The following is a 19421-nucleotide window of genomic DNA, read 5'->3' as shown; positions in this document are numbered from 1 at the left end:
TGTCCCGATCACGGAATCGTGCTCGAACCGTGGCCGATCTCGGTGCCGCTTTAACTCTGACGAGAAGGCGTGTGCCTCATCGGCCGAGGAACCGCACGATGGCATCGCGAAGAAGTCGGTCCGGGTCGCGAGGCGTGAGGTCAGGGTCGGAAAACGGGAAACCGGCAACGAGCTCGGCCAGCACAGAGGCCAGCCGCTGGCGTTCCGCTCGTAGGTTCGACCACGCCGAGTCGGGCAGCCGCAGCACGTTGAGGAGCAGGTCGCCGGGGTGGTGGTCGCCCTCAGCCAACGGATCGCGGAGCAGAACCTGCACCGCGCGAGGCAGCAGGGCGGGCACGCCAATTTCTTGCCCGAGCATGATGCGCAGGTCCTCGACCGTGAACTCAGCCAACGGCTTACGTCGTAGCTCGGCACAACGACTGACGAGGAAGGTGGCGTCCGGACCGGGGTCCGGCCAGACCTCCCGCTCAAGCTGCTCGATGGTCGTCACGGCGGTCAGGGTAGTCCGCACGGCGATCCTCGGGGTGTGCGCGGCTCTGGCCTCACGGGCGGTCGTGAAAGTGAGGACGAAGTCGAGGCCGGTCACTGCTGGGCGTGTCGGCCGGCCCGGCGGCGCAGGTCGAGCGAGGGCGCTGGCTCGCTACTCCGGTGGTGTCCACCTTCCTGAGCCGTGTGGCATCGTGACGGACGGGCGGCCGACTGGGGGGCACATGAGCAAGAGGAGCCGATACATCGGTCCCGGCATGAGCAGGCCATACCGAGGGACGCCCCAACAAGCGGACCGCTTGACGCTGGTCACCCGTTGGCGGAACTTCGTGCCCGAGCGCCCCGTCCTGGTCCAGACCGGCGAGACCATCTGGATCGAGGACCACCGACCGGCTGGACACCGAAGGCCGCAACGTCACCTCATGGTGGAGCGGAACAACGGCCGGCTCGACTCGTACCCCGGCGAGCTGTACCGCTGAGTGCTGCGGCCAGCGCGAGTCCGTGACCGGCTCGGGAGCGACCCGGTGATCTCGCAGCTGCCCTGCGACTACGCCTTCTACGAGTTCTCCGACGCGCTCCTCTTTCCCGGCTACTTCGGCTGGAACTGGAACGCGTTCTCCGACTGCCTCCTTGATCTGAACTGGGTGCCCGCCGAGGCATACCTCGTCCTGGTGGAACGTGCGCCGCTGCTGATGTCCGACAGCCCCGACGAGCGGCACGTGCTGTTCGAGGTGCTGGCGCGCGCCGTTCGTGCCTGGGCCGACCCGCTCGGTCGGCCTGCCGGCAGGGGAGCCCCGTTCAAGGTGCTGCTCCTGTGTGACGAGGACGAAGACGCGGTGGAGCTGAAGCGGGAGATCGCTAGCCTCAAGCTCTGAGCCAATTCGCCGCGCGCTCGCGCCGCCCGGTTACCGTCGGAGGGTCACCAAGCCGTCAGTTTCCGGTCCGTTGTGGCCGGCCGACCCGAGCACCGCAGACCTCACCACGGCCCGGGGCCGGCGGCGGTCGCGGCGGGAGGAAGGACCACCATGGGCGCGGAGAGGACTGCCAGGGAGTACCGACGCGGTCGCTGGTTCCGGCCGGAGAACCTCCTGATGAGCGCGATGGTGCGGGCCGGTTTGGTACCCAGCTCCTACCTGCTGACGACCAGGGGCCGCAGGACGGGTCGGTTGCGGTCAAACCCGGTCACCATCGTGGAGTACGACGGCCGACGGTGGCTCGTCGCGCCGTACGGGCCGGTGCCGTGGGTGCACAACGCACGCGCGGCGGGCCGGGTGAGCCTCAGCCGCCGGCGGGACACGCGTGACTACGCGATCCGGGAGGTTTCCGCGGCGGAGGCCGGGCCGGTGCTGCGGCGCTACGTCGCCGTGGCGACGGCGACCCGGAAGTACTTCCAGGCCGACAAGGATGCTCCGGTCGAGCAGTTCGTCGCCGAGGCCGACCGGCATCCCGTCTTCGAGCTTCTTCCGATCGGCCCGGAGGCGGCGTGACGGGGGCCGACGGGCATTCGTCGCTCGGGTCGGCTCGTAGCCTGGTCCGATGGATCTGGAGTTCACCGGTGAGCTGTGGTTCTGGAAGGGCCCCGCGCCGTGGCACTTCATCACGGTGCCGGAGCAGGAGTGCGGCGAGCTGGGCGCCGCCTCGTCGGCGGTGACGTACGGCTGGGGCATGATCCCGGTGACCGCGAGGGTCGGCGCCACCGTGTGGCGGACCTCGCTGTTTCCCAAGGACGGGCGGTACCTCGTGCCGGTGAGGGCGGGGGTGCGGCAGGCCGAGGGGATCGAGGTGGGCGACGCGGTGACGGTCCATCTGAGCGTCGACGTCTGACCAGCGGGACGGAGCGAGCCGAACGGCGCGTCCCCTTGTGTTCGGGGATGGCCGTCACTAACCTACAACCTTGTGGTTGTAGGTGAGAGCGACGAGGCGGCGGCCGACCGCGTCTTCCACGCCCTGGCCGACGCCACTCGGCGCGACATCATCGCCCGCGTGATCCGCGACGCGCAGTCGGTGACCGCGCTCGCCCGGCACTACCCGATGAGCTTCGCCGCCGTGCAGAAGCACGTGGCGGTCCTCGAACGCGCCGCCCTGGTCACCAAGCGGCGGCGGGGCAGGGAGCAGGTCGTGCACCCCGACCTGACGGCGCTCCGCCGGGCGGCCCGGCTGCTCGACGCCTACGAGCAGCTCTGGCGGCACCGGGCCCGAGGTATCGAAGAGTTGTTGGCCGAAGACTGAGGAAGGTGACACGCATGCCGGTGATCGGGTCGCACAAGGACGTCCAGGCACTGACGCTCACGTTCGTCGCCGAGTTCGACGCCCCTGTCGAGCGGGTGTGGCGGCTGTGGCAGGACCCGCGCCAGCTGGAGCGGTGGTGGGGCCCGCCGACCTGGCCCGCCACCTTCGAGCAGCACGACTTCGTGGTCGGCGGCTGGTCCCGCTACCACATGACCGGCCCCGACGGCGAGAAGTCGCGGGGCTGGTGGACGGTGACCGCGATCGAGGCGCCGCACCGGCTGGAGTTCGACGACGGCTTCGCCGACGAGAACGGCGAGCCCGTGGGCGCCATGGCTCCCAGCCACACCGTCGTCACGCTCGAGGCCGTCGGCGCGCGGACCCGGATGACCACGGTCACCACCTTCGCCGACGCCGAGCAGATGGAGCAGATGCTGGCCATGGGCGCGGAAGAAGGCCTCCGGCTGGCCCTGGGTCAGATCGACGGCGCGCTCGCCGACGTCCCGCGCTGACCGCCACCCGCCCACCCGCACCCGACAACCGATCGGAAGGGCACCACCGATGAGAAAGCTGATCGTGAGCACGTTCATGACCCTCGACGGGGTGATGCAGGCGCCGGGCGGCCCGAGGGAGGACGACAGCGGCGGCTTCGCGCACGGCGGCTGGTCGGTGAACTACTGGGACGAGCAGATGGGGCAGGTGATGGGGGAGGCGACGAGCAAGCCCTTCGCACTCGTCCTGGGCCGCCGGACGTACGACATCTTCGCCGCGCACTGGCCGCACGCCCCCGAAGAGGAGGGCGGCCGGACGTTCAACGAGGCCACCAAGTACGTCGCGTCGCGCAGCCGGCCCACCCTGGAGTGGAGCAACTCGGTTTTGATCGAGGGGGACGCGGCCGAGGGCGTCGCGGCGCTCAAGCGCGAGGACGGGCCGGAGCTGCAGGTGCACGGCAGCGGCAACCTGGTCCAGACGCTGCTGCGGCACCAACTCGTCGACGAGTACCGGCTCTGGGTCTTTCCGCTCGTCATCGGGTCGGGCAAGCGCCTCTTCGCCGACGGCACCGTCCCCTCCGGGCTGAAGCTCGTCGACAGCAGGGTCTCCAGCACCGGAGTGGTGATGGGCACGTACGAGCCGGCGGGGGAGATCGTCACCGGGTCGTTCGCGCTGGACTGACCGCGCGATGCCGGGGGCGGGAACGGGTTGACCTCAACCCGGGTGCAGGTTGTCGGATGAGGTCATGCATGCCATCCGACTCCACGAATTCGGCCCCGCCGGCAACCTGGTCCTCGACGAACTGCCGGACCTGTCGCCCGGCCCCGGCCAGGTGCGGATCGTCGTGGCGGCGAGCGGGGTGCACCTGCTCGACACGGCGCTGCGTCGCGGCGAGGCCGGCGGCCCGATCCCGCTGCCGGAGCTGCCCACCGTCCCCGGCCGCGAGGTCGCCGGCGTGGTCGACCAGCTCGGACCGGACGTCGACGGGTCCTGGCTCGGCCGACGGGTCGTCGCCCACCTGGGCATGGCGCCGGGCGGGTACGCCGAACAGGCCGCCACCCCGGTCGACTCGCTGTACCCCGTACCGGAGCGGATGAGCTGGGCCGACGCGGTGGCCGCGGTCGGCACGGGCCGCACCGCCCTCGGCATCTTCGAGCTGGAGCGGCCGACGGCCGACGACGTGGTCCTCGTGCCGTCGGCCGCCGGCGGCGTGGGGTGGCTGCTGGTCCAGGCCGCCGCGAGCACCGGCGCGACGGTGGTCGCCGCGGCGCGTGGCGCGGACCGGACGGCACGGCTGCGCGACCTCGGCGCGGACCTGGTGGTGGACTACGGGCAGCCGGAGTGGGTCGATCAGGTCCGGGACCGGGTCGGCGGACCGACCCTGGTGTACGACGGGGTGGGCGGACCGGTCGGCCGGGCCGCTCTGGAGCTGACCAGACCCGGCGGCCGGTTCATGATGTTCGGCTGGTCCGCCGGTGCGGCGACCCGGATCACCACCGAGGATCTGATCGGCCGCGGTCTGACCGCCGGCTGGCTCGGGCAGCGGATGCGCGCGCTGCCCGGCGGCATCCCCGGGCTCGCCGCGAGATCGCTGGAGCTGGCCGGTCGTGGTTGGTGGCGGCCGCTGGTGTCGACCTATCCGTTGGCCGAGGCGGCCCGCGCCCACGCGGACCTGGAGGGGCGCCGGGCGCTGGGCAAGGTGGTGCTCATCACGCGCTGAGCCGGACCAACGCGTGTAACGGTAATTGGCCGGAAAGCGCTGCGGCCGTTGCGCGAGCGCACAGGTCGCTCCCGGCCATAGGCTCCCGTGTATCGGCGATGCAGGTCGCGGTTCCTCGTGACCCGGGTCCGGACGCGATCGAGGGGGCGCGTCCGGCTCCGCCCGTCGCCCGGCTCCATGGTGGACATCGACAGCGCGCGGGGCGTCCTCGACGACTTCGTCGACCAGCCCCGACCCGACGCGCGAGCGACGGCCGGCGGGTTCTCCCCGCCGGCCCTCGTCCTGTCCGGATCAGACCCCGAGCTGGTCGGCCCGGGTGATGACGTGGTCGATCAGGCCGTAGTCGCGGGCCTGCTCGGCGGTGAACCAGCGGTCCCGGTCCCAGTCGCGCTGGACCTCGTCCAGGGTGCGCCCGCTGTGCTGGGCGATCAGCTCCTGCATGGTGCGCTTCACGTGCAGCATGTTCTCCGCCTGGATGGTGATGTCGGCGGCGGTGCCGCCCATCCCGCCGGAGGGCTGGTGCATCATGATCCGCGAGTGGGGGAGCGCGAAGCGTTTGCCCGCCGCGCCGGCGCAGAGCAGGAACTGGCCCATCGAGCCGGCGAAGCCCAGGGCCAGGGTGGCCACGTCGTTCTTGACGTACCGCATGGTGTCGTAGACGGCCATCCCCGCGCTCACCGAGCCGCCCGGCGAGTTGACGTAGAGGTAGATGTCCCGGTCGCTGTCCTCGGCGGCGAGCAGCAGGATCTGGGCGCAGATCTGGTTGGCCGAGGCGTCGGTGACCTCCGTGCCGAGGAAGATGATCCGTTCCCGCAGCAGCCGTTCGAACACCTGGTCACCGAAGGACACCTGCCCGCCGGCCAGCATCCGCACGTCGTACCCGATCATCGCGACCACCCTCCCGTCGCCGGCGGGCGAGGAGTACGGCCCGGGAACCGGCGCCTCCAGCGTGCGCCGGGGGGTGGTCACGGCCCCAGGGTTTCTGCCGGCGGCAGATCCGCCCAGGGCAGAACCGGCCGGCCTACGCCGCGGTCAGCCGCCGCCGGCCCGCCCGGGCCCGCCGCCGGGCCAGCATCCGGGAGGTACGCGCACCGGGGCGCCCGGCCGGCGCGGAGGCGAACACCCGCACCCGGAGGCCGGCCCCGCCCACGGTCGACCCGACGTGCCGCCCCATCCCCGTCGCCGGCAGGCCGGCCCCGGTCGGGCCCAGCGTCGCCCCGCCGACGTGCAGCAGCCGTCCGGCCGGACCGAACGGCCCACCGCCGGGGTGGGACCCGGCCCCGCTCGTCACCGGCGTCGCCGCGTCGTGACCCGCGTGCGGTCCCGCGTCGTCGGCGTGGAACCCGATCCGCAGGCGCGGGCCGGTGGCGTCGCCCCGGGCGGTCGGCACCCGTTCCAGCCGGGCCAGGGCGGCCCGGGGCGCGGTGGGGATCCGCGGCTCGACCCGGCGCAGGTCGTTGCGCGCCTCCTCCAGCAGGTCCGACAGGTTGATCCCGAGGGCGCGGCAGATCGCGGCGAGCACCTCCGACGAGGCCTCCTTGCGGCCCCGCTCCACCTCGGAGAGGTAGGGCAGCGACACCCCGGCCGCCGCGGCCACCTCGCGCAGGGTGCGGCCCTGCCGGAGGCGTACCCGGCGGAGCACCCCACCGATCACCCGGCGCAGCAGCGACATGCGGGCCTCCTCGCGGTCCGGACTCCTCCCCATCATGCCCGGTGCCGGCCGGCCGTACCGTCCCGCTGGGCCACCCCGGCGTGCGGACGCGCCGGCAGCGGCTATGTTGTGGGCGTGCAGGCGACCCAGGGGGAGCGGGACCGACGGTGATCCATTTCCCGGCGCAGCGGCGTGGCCCGCTCAGCGCGTTGAGCCTCCGCCTGGCCGCCGCCCTGGGCCTGGTGCTCCTGACGGTGGCGGTGGTCTACCTCGACCGGGACGGCTACCGCGACGTCGACGAGAACGGGCTGACCCTGCTCGACTGCGCCTACTACGCCGTGGTGACCCTGTCGACCACCGGATACGGCGACATCACTCCGTACGCGCAGTCGGCCCGGCTGGTCAACGTCCTGTTCATCACCCCCGCCCGGGTGATCTTCCTGATCATCCTGGTCGGCACCACCCTCGAAGTCCTGACCGAGCAGTACCGGACCGGCCGTCGCCTGTCGCGGTGGAGGAGAACCGTGAAGGACCACGTCATCATCTGCGGCTACGGCACCAAGGGCCGCAGCGCGGTCTCCGCCCTGCTGGAGAACGGCCTGGACAAGTCCCGGATCGTGGTGGTCGAGCGCAGCGGCGCCGCGCTGCGGCAGGCCACCTCGGCCGGGCTGGTCGCGATCGAGGGCTCCGCCACCCGCTCGTCGGTGCTGGAGGAGGCGCACGTCCGCAACGCCAAGTCGGTGATCATCGCGACCGACAGCGACGACGCGTCGGTGCTGGTCGCGCTGACCGCCCGGCAGCTCACCGCCGGCCAGGTACGGATCATCGCGGCGGTGCGTGAGGCGGAGAACGCCCCGCTGCTGCGGCAGAGCGGCGCCCACCACGTGATCGTCTCCTCGGCCACCGCCGGCCGGCTGCTGGGGCTCTCCACCTCCGCGCCGCCGCTGATCGACGTGGTGGAGGACCTGCTCACCCCCGGTCAGGGCATGGCGCTGGCGATGCGTTCGGCCGACCGGCACGAGGTCGGCAAGTCCCCCCGTGAGCTGGAGACACTGGTCATCGCGCTGGTCCGGCGCGGCAAGGTGGTCACCCTGGCGGACCGGGCCGGTGCGGTGATCGAGACGGGCGACATGCTGGTCCACGTCCGCGACGACCGCCCCCAGTCGGCCACCAGCGCCTGACCTCCCGGGACCGCACAGGTTCCTTTCGCACGCGCGCCTGGCGACTCAGCAGCGGTCGTCGGAGTCCCCGCTCTCGTCCCGGAGCGCCTCGGCGCAGTTGAGCGCGGACCCGGTGGCCGCCGTGCGGAGCAGTTCGTAGAGCGTCTCGCGCTGGTCGACATCGAGCGCGCCGAGTACCTCCTCCTCGGCGGTGGCGAGGGCGCACTCCGCCTCACCGAGGCGTTTTCTCCCGGTATCGGTGATCTCGACCACATGGCGGCGTCGGTCCGCGGCTGAGCGACGCCGCTCCACCAGGTGCGCCTTCTCGAGGTCGTTGAGCAGCCCGACGACGTTCGTCCCGTCCATCTCCAACTTGCCCGCCAGCGCCTGTTGGCTGATGCCCCCCTCCGCGCGCAGCACGGTGAGCGCGACGAGGTGACGAGGCCGCAGGCCGAGCGGCGCCAGCACCGACTCGGAGCGCAGCCGCATCCGTCGGGCCAGGTGATCGAGCAGGGCCCCGGAACGGTGCTCGGACTGGTCGACCGGCACGGCAGGCATGTGACCGAGTCTACCGGGGTGACCACCGATCGGCCTGCTATAAATGATTGACGCAACACCAACCATCTGCAAGGGATCAATAATGCCCCACCTGTTGCACATCGACTCGAGCATTCAGGGCGAGCGTTCGGTCAGCCGGCAGCTCACCGCCCGGGCCGCCGCCGCCTGGCGCGCCGCCCACCCGGGTGGCACGGTCACCTACCGGGACCTCGGCAGCGAGCCCCTGCCGCACCTGGACGAGGCCGGCGGCCTGGCCCGGATGGTGCCCGCCGACCAGCACACGCCGGCCCAGCAGGCATCCTGGGCGCTGACCGAGCGGCTGGTCGCCGAGGTGCAGCGGGCCGACACGATCCTGCTCGGTCTGCCGCTCTACAACTACTCCGCACCGAGCAGCGTCAAGGCGTGGGTGGACCACCTCATCGCCCCCGGCCTCGGGTACCACCCGGAGACCGGGCAGGGGCTGCTCGGTGGCCGCGAGTTCATCGTGCTGGCCAGCCGGGGCGGTGGCTACGGCGCCGACACCCCCCGGGCGGGCTGGGACCACGCCGAGCCCTGGCTGCCGCACGGTCTGTCGATGACCGGCCTGGAGCCCCGCTTCATCACCGCCGAGCTGACCCTCGCGCCGGTGAACCCGGCCATGGCGACGCTGATCCCCCTGGCCGAGGAGAGCCGTGCGGCGGCCGAGCGCGCCATCGACGCGCTCTGGACGCCGGTGTCCGCCGCCTGACCGGTGCCACGGCACACGGAAGGGGTGGTCACTCCTCGGGAGTGACCACCCCTTCGCGGGCGGGCGTGCCGGGTGTCCGGCGACCGGTCAGATGATCGTCCAGGTGTCGCCGCCGGCGAGCAGGCCGGCGAGCTGCTGCTCAGGGGTGTCGGTCACCGACGCCTTGGCGGTGGCGACCTGCTCCTGCACCACGCTGTCGTACGACGGGCGGTCCACCGAGCGGAACACGCCGATCGGGGTGTTGCGCAGGTCCAGGCCGGGCAGCCGGGACAGGGCGAAGGCGTACGCCGGGTCGTTGACCGTGGCGTCGTGCACCACGATCTCCTCGGGCCGGGTCGCCGCGGTCTCCCGCACCTCCAGCCCGAAACCGCCCGGCGGGTGGACGACGCAGAACTGCCCGTCCTTGCCGAACGTGATCGGCTGCCCGTGCTCCAGCCGGATCAGGTAGTCGTCCCGGGTGCCCGGATCCTTGAGCTGGTCGAAGGCGCCGTCGTTGAAGATGTTGCAGTTCTGGTAGATCTCCACGAACGCCGAGCCCTGGTGTTCGGCGGCGGCCCGCAGCACCGACTGGAGGTGCTTGCGGTCGGAGTCGATGGTCCGGCCGACGAAGGTGGCCTCCGCGCCCAGCGCCAGGGACAGCGGGTTGAACGGCGCGTCGGCCGAGCCGGCCGGGGTCGACTTGGTGACCTTGCCGACCTCGGAGGTCGGGGAGTACTGCCCCTTGGTCAGGCCGTAGATCCGGTTGTTGAAGAGCAGGATCTTGAGGTTGACGTTGCGGCGCAGCGCGTGGATCAGGTGGTTGCCGCCGATGGAGAGCGCGTCACCGTCACCGGTGACCACCCAGACCGACAGGTCCGGCCGGGAGACCGACAGGCCGGTCGCGATCGCCGGAGCGCGGCCGTGGATCGAGTGCAACCCGTAGGTGTTCATGTAGTACGGGAAGCGCGACGAGCAGCCGATCCCGGAGACGAAGACGGTGTTCTCCCGCGGGATGTTCAGCTCCGGCATGAACTGCTGGATCGCGGCGAGGATCGCGTAGTCGCCGCAGCCGGGGCACCAGCGCACCTCCTGGTCGGACTTGAAGTCCTTGGCGGTGAGCTTGAGGGCGACGGGCTCAGACATTCTTCAGCACCTCTTCCAGCATCGTCTCCAGCTCGGCGGCGGTGAACGGCAGGCCGCGGACCTGGTTGTAGCCGATCGCGTCGACCAGGTACCTGGCCCGGATCACGTGGGCCAGCTGGCCGAGGTTCATCTCGGGGATGACGACCCGGTCATAGGCGCGCAGCACCTCGCCGAGGTTGGCCGGCATCGGGGCCAGGTGGCGCAGGTGCGCCTGGGCGACGGAGAGCCCGCGCTGGCGCAGGCCACGGCAGGCCGCGCCGATCGGGCCGTACGTCGAGCCCCAGCCGAGCACCAGCACCCGGGCGTCGCCGTCCGGGTCCTCCACCTCGACGTCCGGCACCGGGATCGTCTCGATCCGGGCCGCCCGGGTGCGGACCATGAAGTCGTGGTTCGCCGGGTCGTAGGAGATGTCACCGGTCTTGTCGGCCTTCTCCAGGCCGCCGATCCGGTGCTCCAGCCCGGGGGTGCCGGGGATGGCCCACGGCCGGGCCAGGGTCTGCGGGTCCCGCAGGTACGGCAGGAAGGTGGTGCCGTCCTCGCCGTTGGGCGCGGTGGCGAACTCGACCCGCAGGTCCGGCAGGGACTCCACGTCGGGCAGCAGCCACGGCTCGGAGCCGTTGGCGACGTAGTTGTCGGACAGCAGGATGACCGGCGTGCGGTAGGTCAACGCGATCCGGGCCGCCTCCAGGGCCGCGTGGAAGCAGTCGGCCGGCGACTTCGGTGCGATCACCGCGACCGGGGCCTCGCCGTGCCGGCCGTGCAGCGCCATGTTGAGGTCGGCCTGCTCGGTCTTGGTCGGCATGCCGGTGGACGGCCCGGCCCGCTGCACGTCGACGATGACCAGCGGCAGCTCCAGCGCCACCGCGAGGGAGATCGTCTCGCTCTTCAGCGCGACGCCGGGGCCGCTGGTGGTGGTGACGCCGAGCGCGCCGCCGTACGAGGCGCCCAGCGCGGCGCCGACCGCGGCGATCTCGTCCTCGGCCTGCATGGTGACCACGCCGAACCGCTTGTGCTTGCTCAGCTCGTGCAGGATGTCCGAGGCCGGCGTGATCGGGTACGCCCCGAGGAAGACCGGCAGTCCGGAGCGGACGCCGGCGGCGACCAGGCCGAGCGAGAGCGCGGCGTTGCCGGTGATGTTCCGGTAGGTGCCCGGCAGCATCTTCGCCGGCTTGACCTCGTACCGGACGGAGAAGTCCTCGGTGGTCTCGCCGAAGTTCCAGCCGGCCCGGAAGGCGGCCACGTTGGCGGCGACCAGCTCGGGGCGGGCGGCGAACTTGCGCTCCAGGAAGCGCAGCGTCGACTCGTAGGGCCGGGAGTACATCCAGGACAGCAGGCCGAGGGCGAACATGTTCTTGGCCCGCTCGGCGTCCTTCTTGGACACCGCGTGCTCGGTCAGCGCGCCGACCGTCATCGAGGTCAACGCCACCGGGTGCACCACGTAGCCGGCGAGCGAGTCGTCGTCCAACGGGCTGGCCTGGTAGCCCACCTTGGCCAGGTTGCGCCGGGTGAACTCGTCGGTGTTGACGATGATGTCCGCGCCGCGCGGCAGGTCGGCCAGGTTCGCCTTGAGCGCCGCCGGGTTCATCGCGACCAGGACGTTCGGCGCGTCGCCCGGGGTGAGGATGTCGTAGTCGGCGAAGTGCACCTGGAAGCTGGACACCCCGGGCAGGGTGCCGGCGGGTGCCCGGATCTCGGCCGGGAAGTTGGGCAACGTGGAGATGTCGTTGCCCAGCTGCGCCGTCTCCGAGGTGAACCGGTCGCCGGTCAACTGCATGCCGTCGCCGGAGTCCCCTGCGAACCGGATGACCACCCGGTCGAGTTGACGGATCTGCTTGGTCACGCCTGCACCTCGCTTCGCTCAGCCCCGTCGCGCGGGCGGCTGAACCTGTTGGTGACCTCGCCGTGCCCCGCCACGTGACCTCCTTGACGCGCCGCTGCGCCCGGTCCACCTGTGGTTGGTCCGGCCCGCTGTCGATTCTCACCTCAGAGCCTACGTCGAGTCCTTAGGGCATCCTTGGTGGAGGTCCGACGAGTGGGAACGGATTCGGCGGCCTTCTGTCCGGCTTTGAGCCGTTTCGTGTTGGCCGCCGTAATCCAGATCACCGGGCGAGGGCCCGGGTCGGCGCCGCCCGGTCCAGCCGGGTCGGCGCCGCCGGGTTCAGTCGGATGCCGGATTGCCGGCCGGGTCCGTCACCGGTCCGCTCATCCGCCGCCGCAGCGAGGCGGTGGCCAGCGCCAGCGCCAGCACCACCAGCACGCCGGAGACCGCTATCAGGGCCACCGCGATCTGCTGCACCGAACTCATCCCGTCGTCGCCGGAGGCCTGGCCGGCCACGGCGAGCACCCCCTGCGAGCCGGTCGGCGTGGGGGTGGACGCGGCCGGGGTGGCCAGCGCGGCCGCGGCGTTGATCCGGAAGCTCATCTGCATCTGCCGCGTCCTGCCACTGTGCGGGTCCAGCTTGCCGAGCAGCGCTCCGGCCAGCGGCGCCTGCCGCTGCGCCTCCGGGGAGGCCGCGACCGGCAGCCGCAGCGCGGCGGTCCGGCCCGCCGCGACGGTCCCGACGTCGCAGCGGGTCCGGGTCGGCCCGGCGGCCTCGCAGCCGGCCGGCGGGTTCGGCACGCTGACCCCGGCGGGCAGGATCACCTCGATCCGGCCGGCGGCGTCCACCTTGCCGGTGTTGCCCAGCCGGACGGCCAGCTCGGTCGGGGTGCCGCTGATGTCGAAGGCGACCTCGTCGGCGGCGAGCTTGATCCCCGGCACCGGCGGGCCGGGCGGGAAGAGCACGGCGAAGCCCTCGTCGTCCGCGGTGACGGCGCCCGTGTCCGCCCCCGTCGCGGTCACCCGCACCGAGCCGCTCAACGGCATCTGCCGCCAGGCGGTGCCGCCGACCCGTACCTTGATCGCGCTGCTGAACCGGGCGCCGGCGGCGGCGGTCCATTCGCCGCAGCGCCATGCTCCGCCGCCCGCGGCGGAGCAGCCCGGGGTACCGGCGTCGGTGATGCCGGCGGGCAGGGTGTAGCCGAGGCGGATCCGGGCCGACGTGGCACCGGTGTTGGTGACGGTGACCCGCAGCGTGGTGACGGTGCTCCGGGCGTTCCAGTAGCCGGGGCCGAGCGAGATGTCGCCGGTGGTGACCCGGACGCCGGTCCGGCCCCCGCCCGGCTCGCCGGGTGGCGGCGCGGGCGGCGGCACCGGGCCGCCACCCGGCGGGGGCGGGGCCGGGGCGGTGGTGGGCGGCCGGGTGGTGGTGGTCGGGGCCGGTGCGGGGGCGCTGGTCGTCGGCGCGACGGTGGTGGGCGTGGCATCGGAGGGGGTCGGGTCCGGGTCCGGGGGCAGCGTCGGCGGTCCCGTGGCCGGGTCGGACGCCGGCGCGGTCGGCTCCACCGGGGGCGTGGTCTCCTCCGTGGGCTCACCGGCCGGGGTGGTTTCGCCGGTCTCCGGGGTGGCGACCCGGGTCACCGTCGGTGCCGCCGTCGCCAGGCCGGGCGCGACCGTCAGCGCCACTGTCAAACCTGTCGCCAGTGCCGCCCCGACCAGGGAAGAGGTGCGCTGGTCAAGGGTCCGCCTAGCGAAGCGCAGGTCCACGCGGGCCATCTGTCCTCCGTGACACTGGGTGAGGGTTCATTATTCGGCAACAGTTGCCTCGGGGCACCAGTCCCGTCGGGAAACGAATTCGTAACGTGTTCGGTACTGCGCCCGCTCCGGGCGGGACGGGGTCGGGGCCCGGTAGGCTGACCCACCGTGACCGGTTACCTGGGCTCGTACGCGACGCTCGGGCTGCTGCTGCTCGCCAGCGCCCTCTTTTTTGTCACAGCGTTCTCGGCCAACCGGGTGTTACGTCCCAGCCGTCCGGCTGATCCTCCGGGCAAGCGGGCCAGCTACGAGTGCGGTCTCGACCCGGTCGGCGGCGACTGGGCCCAGATGCAGATCCGCTACTACGTGTACGCCTACCTGTACGTGCTGTTCGCCGTCGAGGCGGTCTTCCTCTTCCCCTGGGCGGTCGTCTTCGACCGGCCCGGCTTCGGCCTGATCACCGTCGCCGAGATGGGCATCTTCGTGGCGATCGTCGCGCTCGGCATCCTCTACGCCTGGCGCAAGAACATCCTCCGCTGGACCTGACCCACCCCACCCCGTCCGCGATTTCGCACTGCCGGCCCTGTTCGGGGCGCTCCGCTCAGGCGGAGACCGGCGTCGCCGGGTCAGGCCAGGCCGCGGCGGGTCAGGGTGGGCGGGCGGTCGCCGCGGATGGAGGCGACCATGTCCAGGACGCGGCGGGTGGGGAGCACCTGGTGGGCGCGGAACACCTGGGCGCCGAGCCAGGCCGAGACGGCGGTGGCGGCGAGGGTGCCCTCCAGCCGCTCCGGCACCGGCAGGTCCAGCGTCTCGCCGATGAAGTCCTTGTTCGAGAGCGCGACCAGCAGCGGCCAGCCGGTGCCGGAGAGCTCGTCGAGCCGGCGGGTGATCTCCAGCGAGTGACGGGTGTTCTTGCCGAAGTCGTGCGCCGGGTCGATCAGGACGCCGTCGGGGCGTACCCCCAGGGCGACCGCGCGCTCGGCGAGCCCGGTCACCGTCGCGACCACGTCGGCGACCACGTCGTCGAAGGCGGCGCGGTGCGGCCGGGTCCGCGGCGCGAGGCCCCCGGCGTGCGAGCAGACCAGCCCCGCCCCGGTCTGCGCGGCGACCCGGGCCAGCGCCGGGTCGGCGCCGGACCAGGTGTCGTTGAGCAGGTCGGCGCCCGCGGCCACCGCCTCCACCGCCACCTCGGCCCGCCAGGTGTCGATCGAGATGACCACCTCGGGGAAGGCGGCCCGGACGGCGGCGATGGTGTCCACCGTCCGGCGGATCTCCTCGGCCACGTCGACCTCGTCGCCCGGGCCGGCCTTGACCCCGCCGATGTCGATGATCTCCGCGCCCTCGGTCACCGCGCGCTCCACGGCGCGCAGCGCGCTGTCCTGGGCGAAGGTCGCGCCCCGGTCGAAGAACGAGTCCGGCGTGCGGTTGACGATCGCCATCACCACCAGCTCGCCCGGGGCGAACGTCCGCCCACCGAGCCGCAGCGCCCCGGCCATGCCCGCCTCCCCGCCCGTCGCCGGCCGGGGTCGCCCGGCCGCTGACGACGCTATCCGGTCCGCCGCCACGCCGTCGGGCCGGGACGCGCACCAGGCGATCGTCGGCGAGCCCGGTGTTGGGGTCGCTCGGGGGCCGGTCCCCGTGCCACGATCTGTCCATGGGTCAGGTGCTGCTCGTACTGGTCATCGCGTTGACGGTCGCCGCGGTGGTGTTCGGGGTGACCGTGCTGATCTCCGGGCGGGATCCCGGCCTGGCGCCGGCCGAGCCGGACGGCCGGGCCGTCCCGCTGCCCGGCAGCCGTCCGCTGCGCGAGGCCGACCTCGGTGCGGTCCGGTTCGACACCACGCTGCGCGGCTACCGGATGGCGCAGGTCGACCAGGCGATGCGCCGGGCCGCCTACGACATCGGCTACAAGTCCGAGCTGATCGGGGTGCTGGAGGCCGAGGTCGCGGCGCTGCGCGAGGGCCGGACCGCCGACGCCGACGCGCTGCGCCGGGCCCGCGAGGAGGCGGCCGGGCGGGCCGAGCCGGGCCCGACCGCCACCGACGCCCCGCCGCACGTGGGTCCGGCCGGCGCCGCGGCGTCCCCCGGTGAGCCCGTTCCGGACACCACCGACCGGCCCGACGACGACGACCCGGCGTGGACCGGCGACGCCGAGCCCGGCGCCGACACCCCGACCGGCGCGGCCGACCCGGCCGAGGGTCGGCCCGCGGCCAGGGTCCGCTCGGAGTCGCTGTGACCGGCCGGGAGGGCGTGGACGGGCTGGGCGAGGTGGCGCAGCCCGGCGCGGGCGAGTTCACCGCCACCGTGATCGTCGACGCCCCCGCCGACCGGGTCTTCGCCGCGCTCACCGACTGGGAGCGGCAGTCCGACTGGATCCCGTTCACCACGGTCCGGGTCGTCGAGGGCGACGGCGGGGAGGGCACCCTGGTCGAGGCGGTCACCGCGCTCGGGCCGGTGGCGCTGCGCGACGAGATGCGGGTGGTCCGGGTCGACGCGCCGTACGAGGTCGGGGTGGTGCACTGCGGCAAGCTGCTGCGCGGCCCCGGGGTGCTGCGCTGCACCCCGATCACCGGGGACCGCACGCAGGTGGTCTGGCACGAGTGGTTCCACCTGCCCGGCGGGGCCGCCGGGCGGCTGGCGTGGCCTCTGCTCTGGCCCGGCTCGAAGGCCAGCCTGACCCTGGCGCTGAAGCGGTTCGCCCGGCTGGTCGAGCAGGGCCGGCTGCCCTGACCCGGCCGGCCCGTCAGGCCCCTGCCTTAGCCTGTACGCCGTGAGTGACCTGGTGAGAGGCCCGGACGGGCTGCCCCGCTGCGCCTGGGGTGCGAGCACCCCGGACTACGCCGTCTACCACGACGAGGAGTGGGGCCGGCCGCTGCGCGGCGACGACGCGCTCTACGAACGGCTCACCCTGGAGGCGTTCCAGTCCGGCCTGTCCTGGCTGACCATCCTGCGCAAGCGCCCGGCGTTCCGGCTCGCCTTCGACGAGTTCCGGATCGAGCGGGTCGCCAGCTACGACGAGTCGGACGTGGCCCGCCTCCTCGCCGACGCCGGGATCGTCCGCAACCGCGCCAAGATCGAGGCGGCGGTCGCCAACGCCCGCGCCGCACTGGAGCTGCCCGACGGCCTCTCCGCCCTGCTCTGGTCGTACGCGCCGCCGCCGCGGGCCGCCCGGCCGGAGTCGTTCGCCCAGGTGCCGGCCCTGACCCCGGAGTCCACCGGGCTGGCCAAGGCGCTCAAGAAGCGCGGCTTCCGCTTCGTCGGCCCCACCACCGCGTACGCGCTGATGCAGGCCACCGGGATGGTGGACGACCATCTCGCGGGCTGCCACGTCGCCGCCCCGACGGCCCGTGATGGGATGGGTGCATGACCGCGACCGACCACCGCAGCACCGGCAGCGCCGATGTCGACGGGCGGGACGACGGCGCCTGGGCGGTGCTGCTCCCGGCCGGGCGTCTCGACGCCGAACGCCTCGTCCACCACGACACCCTGGAGCTTCCCGCCCCGGCCGGGGAACCGGGACCGCGCCCCGGCGCCCCGGTGGCCGTGCTGGCCGACGGGCCGCTGCGCCTGGTGGCGCTGGGCCGGGTGGCCCGCCGCGAGGACGGGACGCTGGCCGTGGCGTACACCCGTCGGGCCTTCGACGAGCCGGTGCCGGCGGAGCCGGTGCGGGTCGCCGGGCCGGTCACCGCGCTCGACGCCGACGTCTACCGGGACCTGGTCGACCGGCTCGGCCCGCCCCCGCTGCGTCGCACCTGGCTGGTCAGCCTGGATCTACCCATCGAGGCGGACTCGCGCGCCGAGGCGGTCCGGCTCTTCTGGTCCTACGTGCAGGAGCTGGGCCCGGCGGAGCTGCCCGCGTTCGTCTCGCCCTCCGGGGACGAACTGGCCATGCAGGCGTTCGTGCTCGGCGCCGAGGCCAACCAGGACCCGGAGGAGGAGGACTAGCCGCCGGCCGCCGTCCGGGGGCGTCCACTGTGGCGGTGACCCGGTGAGGGCGCCCGCTGCCGCCGGACGGCCGGCGGCCGGGCGGCGCGCGGAGGTCGCTCAGTGTCCCTCGAAGACCGGCTTCTGCTTGTTGACGAAGGCCATCGTGGCGGCGCGGTGGTCGGCGGTGGCCCCGCAGATCGACTGGGCCTGCGCCTCGGCCGCCAGGGCGTCGGCGAGGGTGCCCGCGTCGGCGATGGAGAGCTGCCGCTTGATCGCCCCGTAAGCGATGGTCGGACCGGCGGCGAGCCGGGCGGCCAGCTCCTGCGCGGTCGGCAGCACCTGCTCGTCGTCGTCGACCAGCTTGTTGAGCAGCCCCAGCCGGCAGGCCTCCTCGGCGCCCACCGGCTCGGCGAGCATGAGCAGCTCGACGGCCTTGGCGTGGCCGACCAGCCGGGGCAGCGTCCAGGACGCCCCGGTGTCGGCGGCCAGGCCCACCCCGGCGAACGCCATCAGGAACTTCGTCTTCGGCCCGCCGACCCGGAAGTCGGCGAGGAACGCCAGCGAGGCGCCCGCCCCGGCGGCCATCCCGCGCACCGCGGCGATCACCGGCTTGGGCAGGTTGGCCAGCCGGGCGGCGATCGGGTTGTAGTGCGCCCGCACGGTGTCCAGCGGGTTCGCGGCGGCGGACTGGAGGGTCTGCACGTGCTCGCGCAGGTCCTGGCCGGCGCTGAACTGCCCGCCCGCCCCGGCCAGCACCACCGCGCGGCAGGACCGGTCGGTCTCCAGCTGTGCCAGGGTGTCCCGGAGCGCCTCCTTGAGCGCCACGTCGAGCGAGTTCATCGCCGTGGGTCGGTTCAGCGTCAGGGTGACCACGGCGTCGGTCCGGTCAACGAGCAGCGGCTCGGTCACGTTGTCAACGACCCTTCTGTCGGGCGAGGCGGTTGCCGGAGTCGAGGCACTGCTCGACGTACCGGTCGGCGGCCGGCCGCAGCCGGGCCGCGTGCCGGTCGAAGAAGCTGGCCGCGGCGGTGCCGGGCCAGCGCTCCGGGAGCAGCGCCGGCGGCAGCTGCGGGTCCCGGAAGAGGAAGGTACGCCACGCGTGCACCAGGCGGAACCGGGCCGCGTAGGCCTCCTCGTCGCCGCTGCGCACGGTGACCCCGGCCAGCTGTGGGCGCTGCTCGGCGACGAACCGCTCGTACGCGTGCCCGATCTCGGTGAGGTCCCAGGCGCGGCGGACGATGCCCATCGCGCCGGGGGTGCCGGCGGCGTGCGCGGCGGTGAACCGCTCGTAGCGCACCCCGGCCTCCTCCAGCAGCACGTCCACGTCCTCGCTGGCCCGGGTCGCCACCCAGGTGTGCTCGTCGAGGGTGCCGTAGCCGAGGAAGCTCAGGTTGGCGGCGAGCCGCTGCCGCTCCCGCCGACCGTTCGGCGTCTCCAGCACCAGCAGGTCGAACCGGCCGTCCCAGCTGATCCGGCCGGTGCGGTAGATCCGGGCGGCCGCCTCGTCGAGTCGGCGGGCGGCCTTTGGTGTGATCGAATATCCGGGCCCGGAGGTGAGGCGGAGCGGATCGAGCCAGCCCTGGCGGACCATGCGGGAGACCGCGGTCCGCACCGCCGGTGGTGCGATGCCCAACGGCGCCAGCAGCTTGACCAGGGCGGCGACGGGTGCGCGCCCACCCCTCGGCCGGAGGTAGTCGCCGTACAGGTCGAAGAGTGCCGACCGTGCCTGCATGACCGCACATTGTGACAGGCCTTCTCAAGATAAGCTAGATGCTGTT

The 19421-nt window shown here is 73.1% G+C and carries 25 protein-coding genes; 15 read left to right on the top strand and 10 right to left on the bottom strand.

Translation table 11 applies throughout. From position 1 onward, the window contains the following. Nucleotides 1–76 precede the first annotated feature (76 nt). The gene (locus V6U79_RS20305) at nucleotides 77–490 is read right to left on the bottom strand and encodes a contact-dependent growth inhibition system immunity protein (protein WP_334615468.1); all 414 of its coding nucleotides are present in this window, start codon (nucleotides 488–490) and stop codon (nucleotides 77–79) included. Between the two features lie 295 nt (nucleotides 491–785). On the opposite strand from V6U79_RS20305, the gene V6U79_RS20300 reads away from it, so the two are divergent. The 8 genes from V6U79_RS20300 (at nucleotide 786) to V6U79_RS20265 (ending at nucleotide 4924) form a co-directional block, all read left to right on the top strand. After that, nucleotides 786–965 carry a hypothetical protein gene (locus V6U79_RS20300; protein WP_334615467.1) on the top strand — a complete coding sequence of 60 codons (180 nt, stop codon included), beginning with the start codon at nucleotides 786–788 and terminating at the stop codon, nucleotides 963–965. Nucleotides 966–1010: 45 nt separating this feature from the next. Then, on the top strand, nucleotides 1011–1361 hold the full coding sequence (locus V6U79_RS20295) for a barstar family protein (protein ID WP_334615466.1): 351 nt from the start codon (nucleotides 1011–1013) through the stop codon (nucleotides 1359–1361). Nucleotides 1362–1577: 216 nt separating this feature from the next. After that, nucleotides 1578–1973, top strand: a complete 396-nt coding sequence (locus tag V6U79_RS20290; RefSeq protein ID WP_334529757.1) for a nitroreductase family deazaflavin-dependent oxidoreductase — start codon at nucleotides 1578–1580, stop codon at nucleotides 1971–1973. A 49-nt stretch (nucleotides 1974–2022) separates the two neighbouring features. Further along, a complete protein-coding gene (locus tag V6U79_RS20285; RefSeq protein WP_334615465.1) occupies nucleotides 2023–2310 on the top strand; it encodes a DUF1905 domain-containing protein in 288 nt (95 codons plus the stop codon). Between the two features lie 72 nt (nucleotides 2311–2382). Next, nucleotides 2383–2715, top strand: a complete 333-nt coding sequence (locus V6U79_RS20280; protein ID WP_334615464.1) for an ArsR/SmtB family transcription factor — start codon at nucleotides 2383–2385, stop codon at nucleotides 2713–2715. A 14-nt stretch (nucleotides 2716–2729) separates the two neighbouring features. Next, nucleotides 2730–3224, top strand: coding sequence for an SRPBCC family protein (locus V6U79_RS20275; RefSeq protein WP_334529748.1), 495 nt, complete (start codon nucleotides 2730–2732; stop codon nucleotides 3222–3224). 49 nt (nucleotides 3225–3273) lie between these two features. Continuing rightward, on the top strand, nucleotides 3274–3885 hold the full coding sequence (locus V6U79_RS20270) for a dihydrofolate reductase family protein (protein ID WP_334529745.1): 612 nt from the start codon (nucleotides 3274–3276) through the stop codon (nucleotides 3883–3885). Between the two features lie 64 nt (nucleotides 3886–3949). Next, nucleotides 3950–4924: a zinc-binding dehydrogenase gene (locus V6U79_RS20265; RefSeq protein WP_334615463.1), complete on the top strand. Its 975-nt coding sequence runs from the start codon at nucleotides 3950–3952 to the stop codon at nucleotides 4922–4924. 291 nt (nucleotides 4925–5215) lie between these two features. Here V6U79_RS20265 and V6U79_RS20260 read toward each other — a convergent pair whose 3' ends face one another. Further along, the gene (locus V6U79_RS20260) at nucleotides 5216–5812 is read right to left on the bottom strand and encodes an ATP-dependent Clp protease proteolytic subunit (protein WP_334615518.1); all 597 of its coding nucleotides are present in this window, start codon (nucleotides 5810–5812) and stop codon (nucleotides 5216–5218) included. Between the two features lie 133 nt (nucleotides 5813–5945). Then, the gene (locus V6U79_RS20255) at nucleotides 5946–6596 is read right to left on the bottom strand and encodes a helix-turn-helix domain-containing protein (RefSeq protein ID WP_334615462.1); all 651 of its coding nucleotides are present in this window, start codon (nucleotides 6594–6596) and stop codon (nucleotides 5946–5948) included. A 146-nt stretch (nucleotides 6597–6742) separates the two neighbouring features. Here V6U79_RS20255 and V6U79_RS20250 point away from each other — a divergent pair, with 146 nt between their 5' ends. Then, nucleotides 6743–7756, top strand: a complete 1014-nt coding sequence (locus V6U79_RS20250) for a potassium channel family protein (protein WP_334615461.1) — start codon at nucleotides 6743–6745, stop codon at nucleotides 7754–7756. A 45-nt stretch (nucleotides 7757–7801) separates the two neighbouring features. Here V6U79_RS20250 and V6U79_RS20245 read toward each other — a convergent pair whose 3' ends face one another. Then, nucleotides 7802–8293: a MarR family winged helix-turn-helix transcriptional regulator gene (locus tag V6U79_RS20245; RefSeq protein ID WP_334529737.1), complete on the bottom strand. Its 492-nt coding sequence runs from the start codon at nucleotides 8291–8293 to the stop codon at nucleotides 7802–7804. An 82-nt stretch (nucleotides 8294–8375) separates the two neighbouring features. Here V6U79_RS20245 and V6U79_RS20240 point away from each other — a divergent pair, with 82 nt between their 5' ends. After that, entirely contained in the window at nucleotides 8376–9020 is a 645-nt protein-coding gene (locus V6U79_RS20240; protein WP_334615460.1) for an FMN-dependent NADH-azoreductase, read from the top strand. 87 nt (nucleotides 9021–9107) lie between these two features. Here V6U79_RS20240 and V6U79_RS20235 read toward each other — a convergent pair whose 3' ends face one another. The 3 genes from V6U79_RS20235 to V6U79_RS20225 all read right to left on the bottom strand — a co-directional run bounded on the left by V6U79_RS20235 (nucleotide 9108) and on the right by V6U79_RS20225 (nucleotide 13647). Beyond that, nucleotides 9108–10142, bottom strand: coding sequence for a 2-oxoacid:ferredoxin oxidoreductase subunit beta (locus V6U79_RS20235; protein ID WP_334529732.1), 1035 nt, complete (start codon nucleotides 10140–10142; stop codon nucleotides 9108–9110). Further along, nucleotides 10135–11982: a 2-oxoacid:acceptor oxidoreductase subunit alpha gene (locus tag V6U79_RS20230; protein WP_334615459.1), complete on the bottom strand. Its 1848-nt coding sequence runs from the start codon at nucleotides 11980–11982 to the stop codon at nucleotides 10135–10137. The genes V6U79_RS20235 and V6U79_RS20230 overlap by 8 nt, the downstream gene beginning before the upstream one ends. Nucleotides 11983–12300: 318 nt before the next feature. Then, nucleotides 12301–13647 (bottom strand): hypothetical protein, encoded by a 1347-nt coding sequence (locus V6U79_RS20225; protein WP_334529726.1) that lies wholly within the window; start codon nucleotides 13645–13647, stop codon nucleotides 12301–12303. A gap of 237 nt (nucleotides 13648–13884) precedes the next feature. On the opposite strand from V6U79_RS20225, the gene ndhC reads away from it, so the two are divergent. Continuing rightward, nucleotides 13885–14262, top strand: coding sequence for an NADH-quinone oxidoreductase subunit A (gene ndhC, locus V6U79_RS20220; RefSeq protein WP_334529723.1), 378 nt, complete (start codon nucleotides 13885–13887; stop codon nucleotides 14260–14262). 80 nt (nucleotides 14263–14342) lie between these two features. On the opposite strand, the gene folP is transcribed toward ndhC, so the two are convergent. Then, nucleotides 14343–15212 (bottom strand): dihydropteroate synthase, encoded by an 870-nt coding sequence (gene folP / locus V6U79_RS20215; protein WP_334529720.1) that lies wholly within the window; start codon nucleotides 15210–15212, stop codon nucleotides 14343–14345. A gap of 158 nt (nucleotides 15213–15370) precedes the next feature. Here folP and V6U79_RS20210 point away from each other — a divergent pair, with 158 nt between their 5' ends. Genes V6U79_RS20210 through V6U79_RS20195 form a run of 4 tightly spaced genes read left to right on the top strand, consistent with a single transcriptional unit; the run spans nucleotide 15371 to nucleotide 17661 of the window. Next, entirely contained in the window at nucleotides 15371–15952 is a 582-nt protein-coding gene (locus V6U79_RS20210; RefSeq protein ID WP_334615457.1) for a DivIVA domain-containing protein, read from the top strand. Next, nucleotides 15949–16446 carry an SRPBCC family protein gene (locus tag V6U79_RS20205; RefSeq protein ID WP_334615456.1) on the top strand — a complete coding sequence of 166 codons (498 nt, stop codon included), beginning with the start codon at nucleotides 15949–15951 and terminating at the stop codon, nucleotides 16444–16446. Before V6U79_RS20210 ends, V6U79_RS20205 begins: the two co-directional genes overlap by 4 nt. Before the next feature lie 40 nt (nucleotides 16447–16486). Next, nucleotides 16487–17083, top strand: coding sequence for a DNA-3-methyladenine glycosylase I (locus V6U79_RS20200; protein WP_334615455.1), 597 nt, complete (start codon nucleotides 16487–16489; stop codon nucleotides 17081–17083). After that, complete coding sequence (locus V6U79_RS20195; protein WP_334529708.1) at nucleotides 17080–17661, top strand: hypothetical protein; 582 nt, start codon at nucleotides 17080–17082, stop codon at nucleotides 17659–17661. Before V6U79_RS20200 ends, V6U79_RS20195 begins: the two co-directional genes overlap by 4 nt. A 99-nt stretch (nucleotides 17662–17760) precedes the next feature. Here V6U79_RS20195 and V6U79_RS20190 read toward each other — a convergent pair whose 3' ends face one another. Together V6U79_RS20190 and V6U79_RS20185 are read right to left on the bottom strand one after the other, a co-directional pair. After that, the gene (locus tag V6U79_RS20190) at nucleotides 17761–18552 is read right to left on the bottom strand and encodes an enoyl-CoA hydratase/isomerase family protein (RefSeq protein WP_334529705.1); all 792 of its coding nucleotides are present in this window, start codon (nucleotides 18550–18552) and stop codon (nucleotides 17761–17763) included. 4 nt (nucleotides 18553–18556) lie between these two features. Continuing rightward, nucleotides 18557–19375, bottom strand: a complete 819-nt coding sequence (locus V6U79_RS20185) for a PaaX family transcriptional regulator (RefSeq protein WP_334615454.1) — start codon at nucleotides 19373–19375, stop codon at nucleotides 18557–18559. Nucleotides 19376–19421 lie beyond the last annotated feature (46 nt).

This window comes from Micromonospora psammae (assembly GCF_036902725.1).
Taxonomy (GTDB): Bacteria; Actinomycetota; Actinomycetes; order Mycobacteriales; family Micromonosporaceae; genus Micromonospora.
This window is presented reverse-complemented; position numbering and strand designations above follow the sequence as displayed.

What these genes read in the sequence shown, in the direction of transcription:
- V6U79_RS20255 (WP_334615462.1), bottom strand. Translation starts at nt 6,596, where the DNA reads ATGTCGCTGCTGCGCCGGGTGATCGGTGGGGTGCTCCGCCGGGTACGC.
- folP (WP_334529720.1), bottom strand. Translation starts at nt 15,212, where the DNA reads ATGGCCGGGGCGCTGCGGCTCGGTGGGCGGACGTTCGCCCCGGGCGAG.
- V6U79_RS20290 (WP_334529757.1), top strand. Translation starts at nt 1,578, where the DNA reads ATGAGCGCGATGGTGCGGGCCGGTTTGGTACCCAGCTCCTACCTGCTG.
- V6U79_RS20245 (WP_334529737.1), bottom strand. Translation starts at nt 8,293, where the DNA reads ATGCCTGCCGTGCCGGTCGACCAGTCCGAGCACCGTTCCGGGGCCCTG.
- V6U79_RS20235 (WP_334529732.1), bottom strand. Translation starts at nt 10,142, where the DNA reads ATGTCTGAGCCCGTCGCCCTCAAGCTCACCGCCAAGGACTTCAAGTCC.
- V6U79_RS20210 (WP_334615457.1), top strand. Translation starts at nt 15,371, where the DNA reads ATGGGTCAGGTGCTGCTCGTACTGGTCATCGCGTTGACGGTCGCCGCG.
- V6U79_RS20265 (WP_334615463.1), top strand. Translation starts at nt 3,950, where the DNA reads ATGCATGCCATCCGACTCCACGAATTCGGCCCCGCCGGCAACCTGGTC.
- V6U79_RS20185 (WP_334615454.1), bottom strand. Translation starts at nt 19,375, where the DNA reads ATGCAGGCACGGTCGGCACTCTTCGACCTGTACGGCGACTACCTCCGG.
- V6U79_RS20260 (WP_334615518.1), bottom strand. Translation starts at nt 5,812, where the DNA reads ATGATCGGGTACGACGTGCGGATGCTGGCCGGCGGGCAGGTGTCCTTC.
- V6U79_RS20240 (WP_334615460.1), top strand. Translation starts at nt 8,376, where the DNA reads ATGCCCCACCTGTTGCACATCGACTCGAGCATTCAGGGCGAGCGTTCG.
- V6U79_RS20270 (WP_334529745.1), top strand. Translation starts at nt 3,274, where the DNA reads ATGAGAAAGCTGATCGTGAGCACGTTCATGACCCTCGACGGGGTGATG.
- V6U79_RS20195 (WP_334529708.1), top strand. Translation starts at nt 17,080, where the DNA reads ATGACCGCGACCGACCACCGCAGCACCGGCAGCGCCGATGTCGACGGG.
- V6U79_RS20285 (WP_334615465.1), top strand. Translation starts at nt 2,023, where the DNA reads ATGGATCTGGAGTTCACCGGTGAGCTGTGGTTCTGGAAGGGCCCCGCG.
- V6U79_RS20275 (WP_334529748.1), top strand. Translation starts at nt 2,730, where the DNA reads ATGCCGGTGATCGGGTCGCACAAGGACGTCCAGGCACTGACGCTCACG.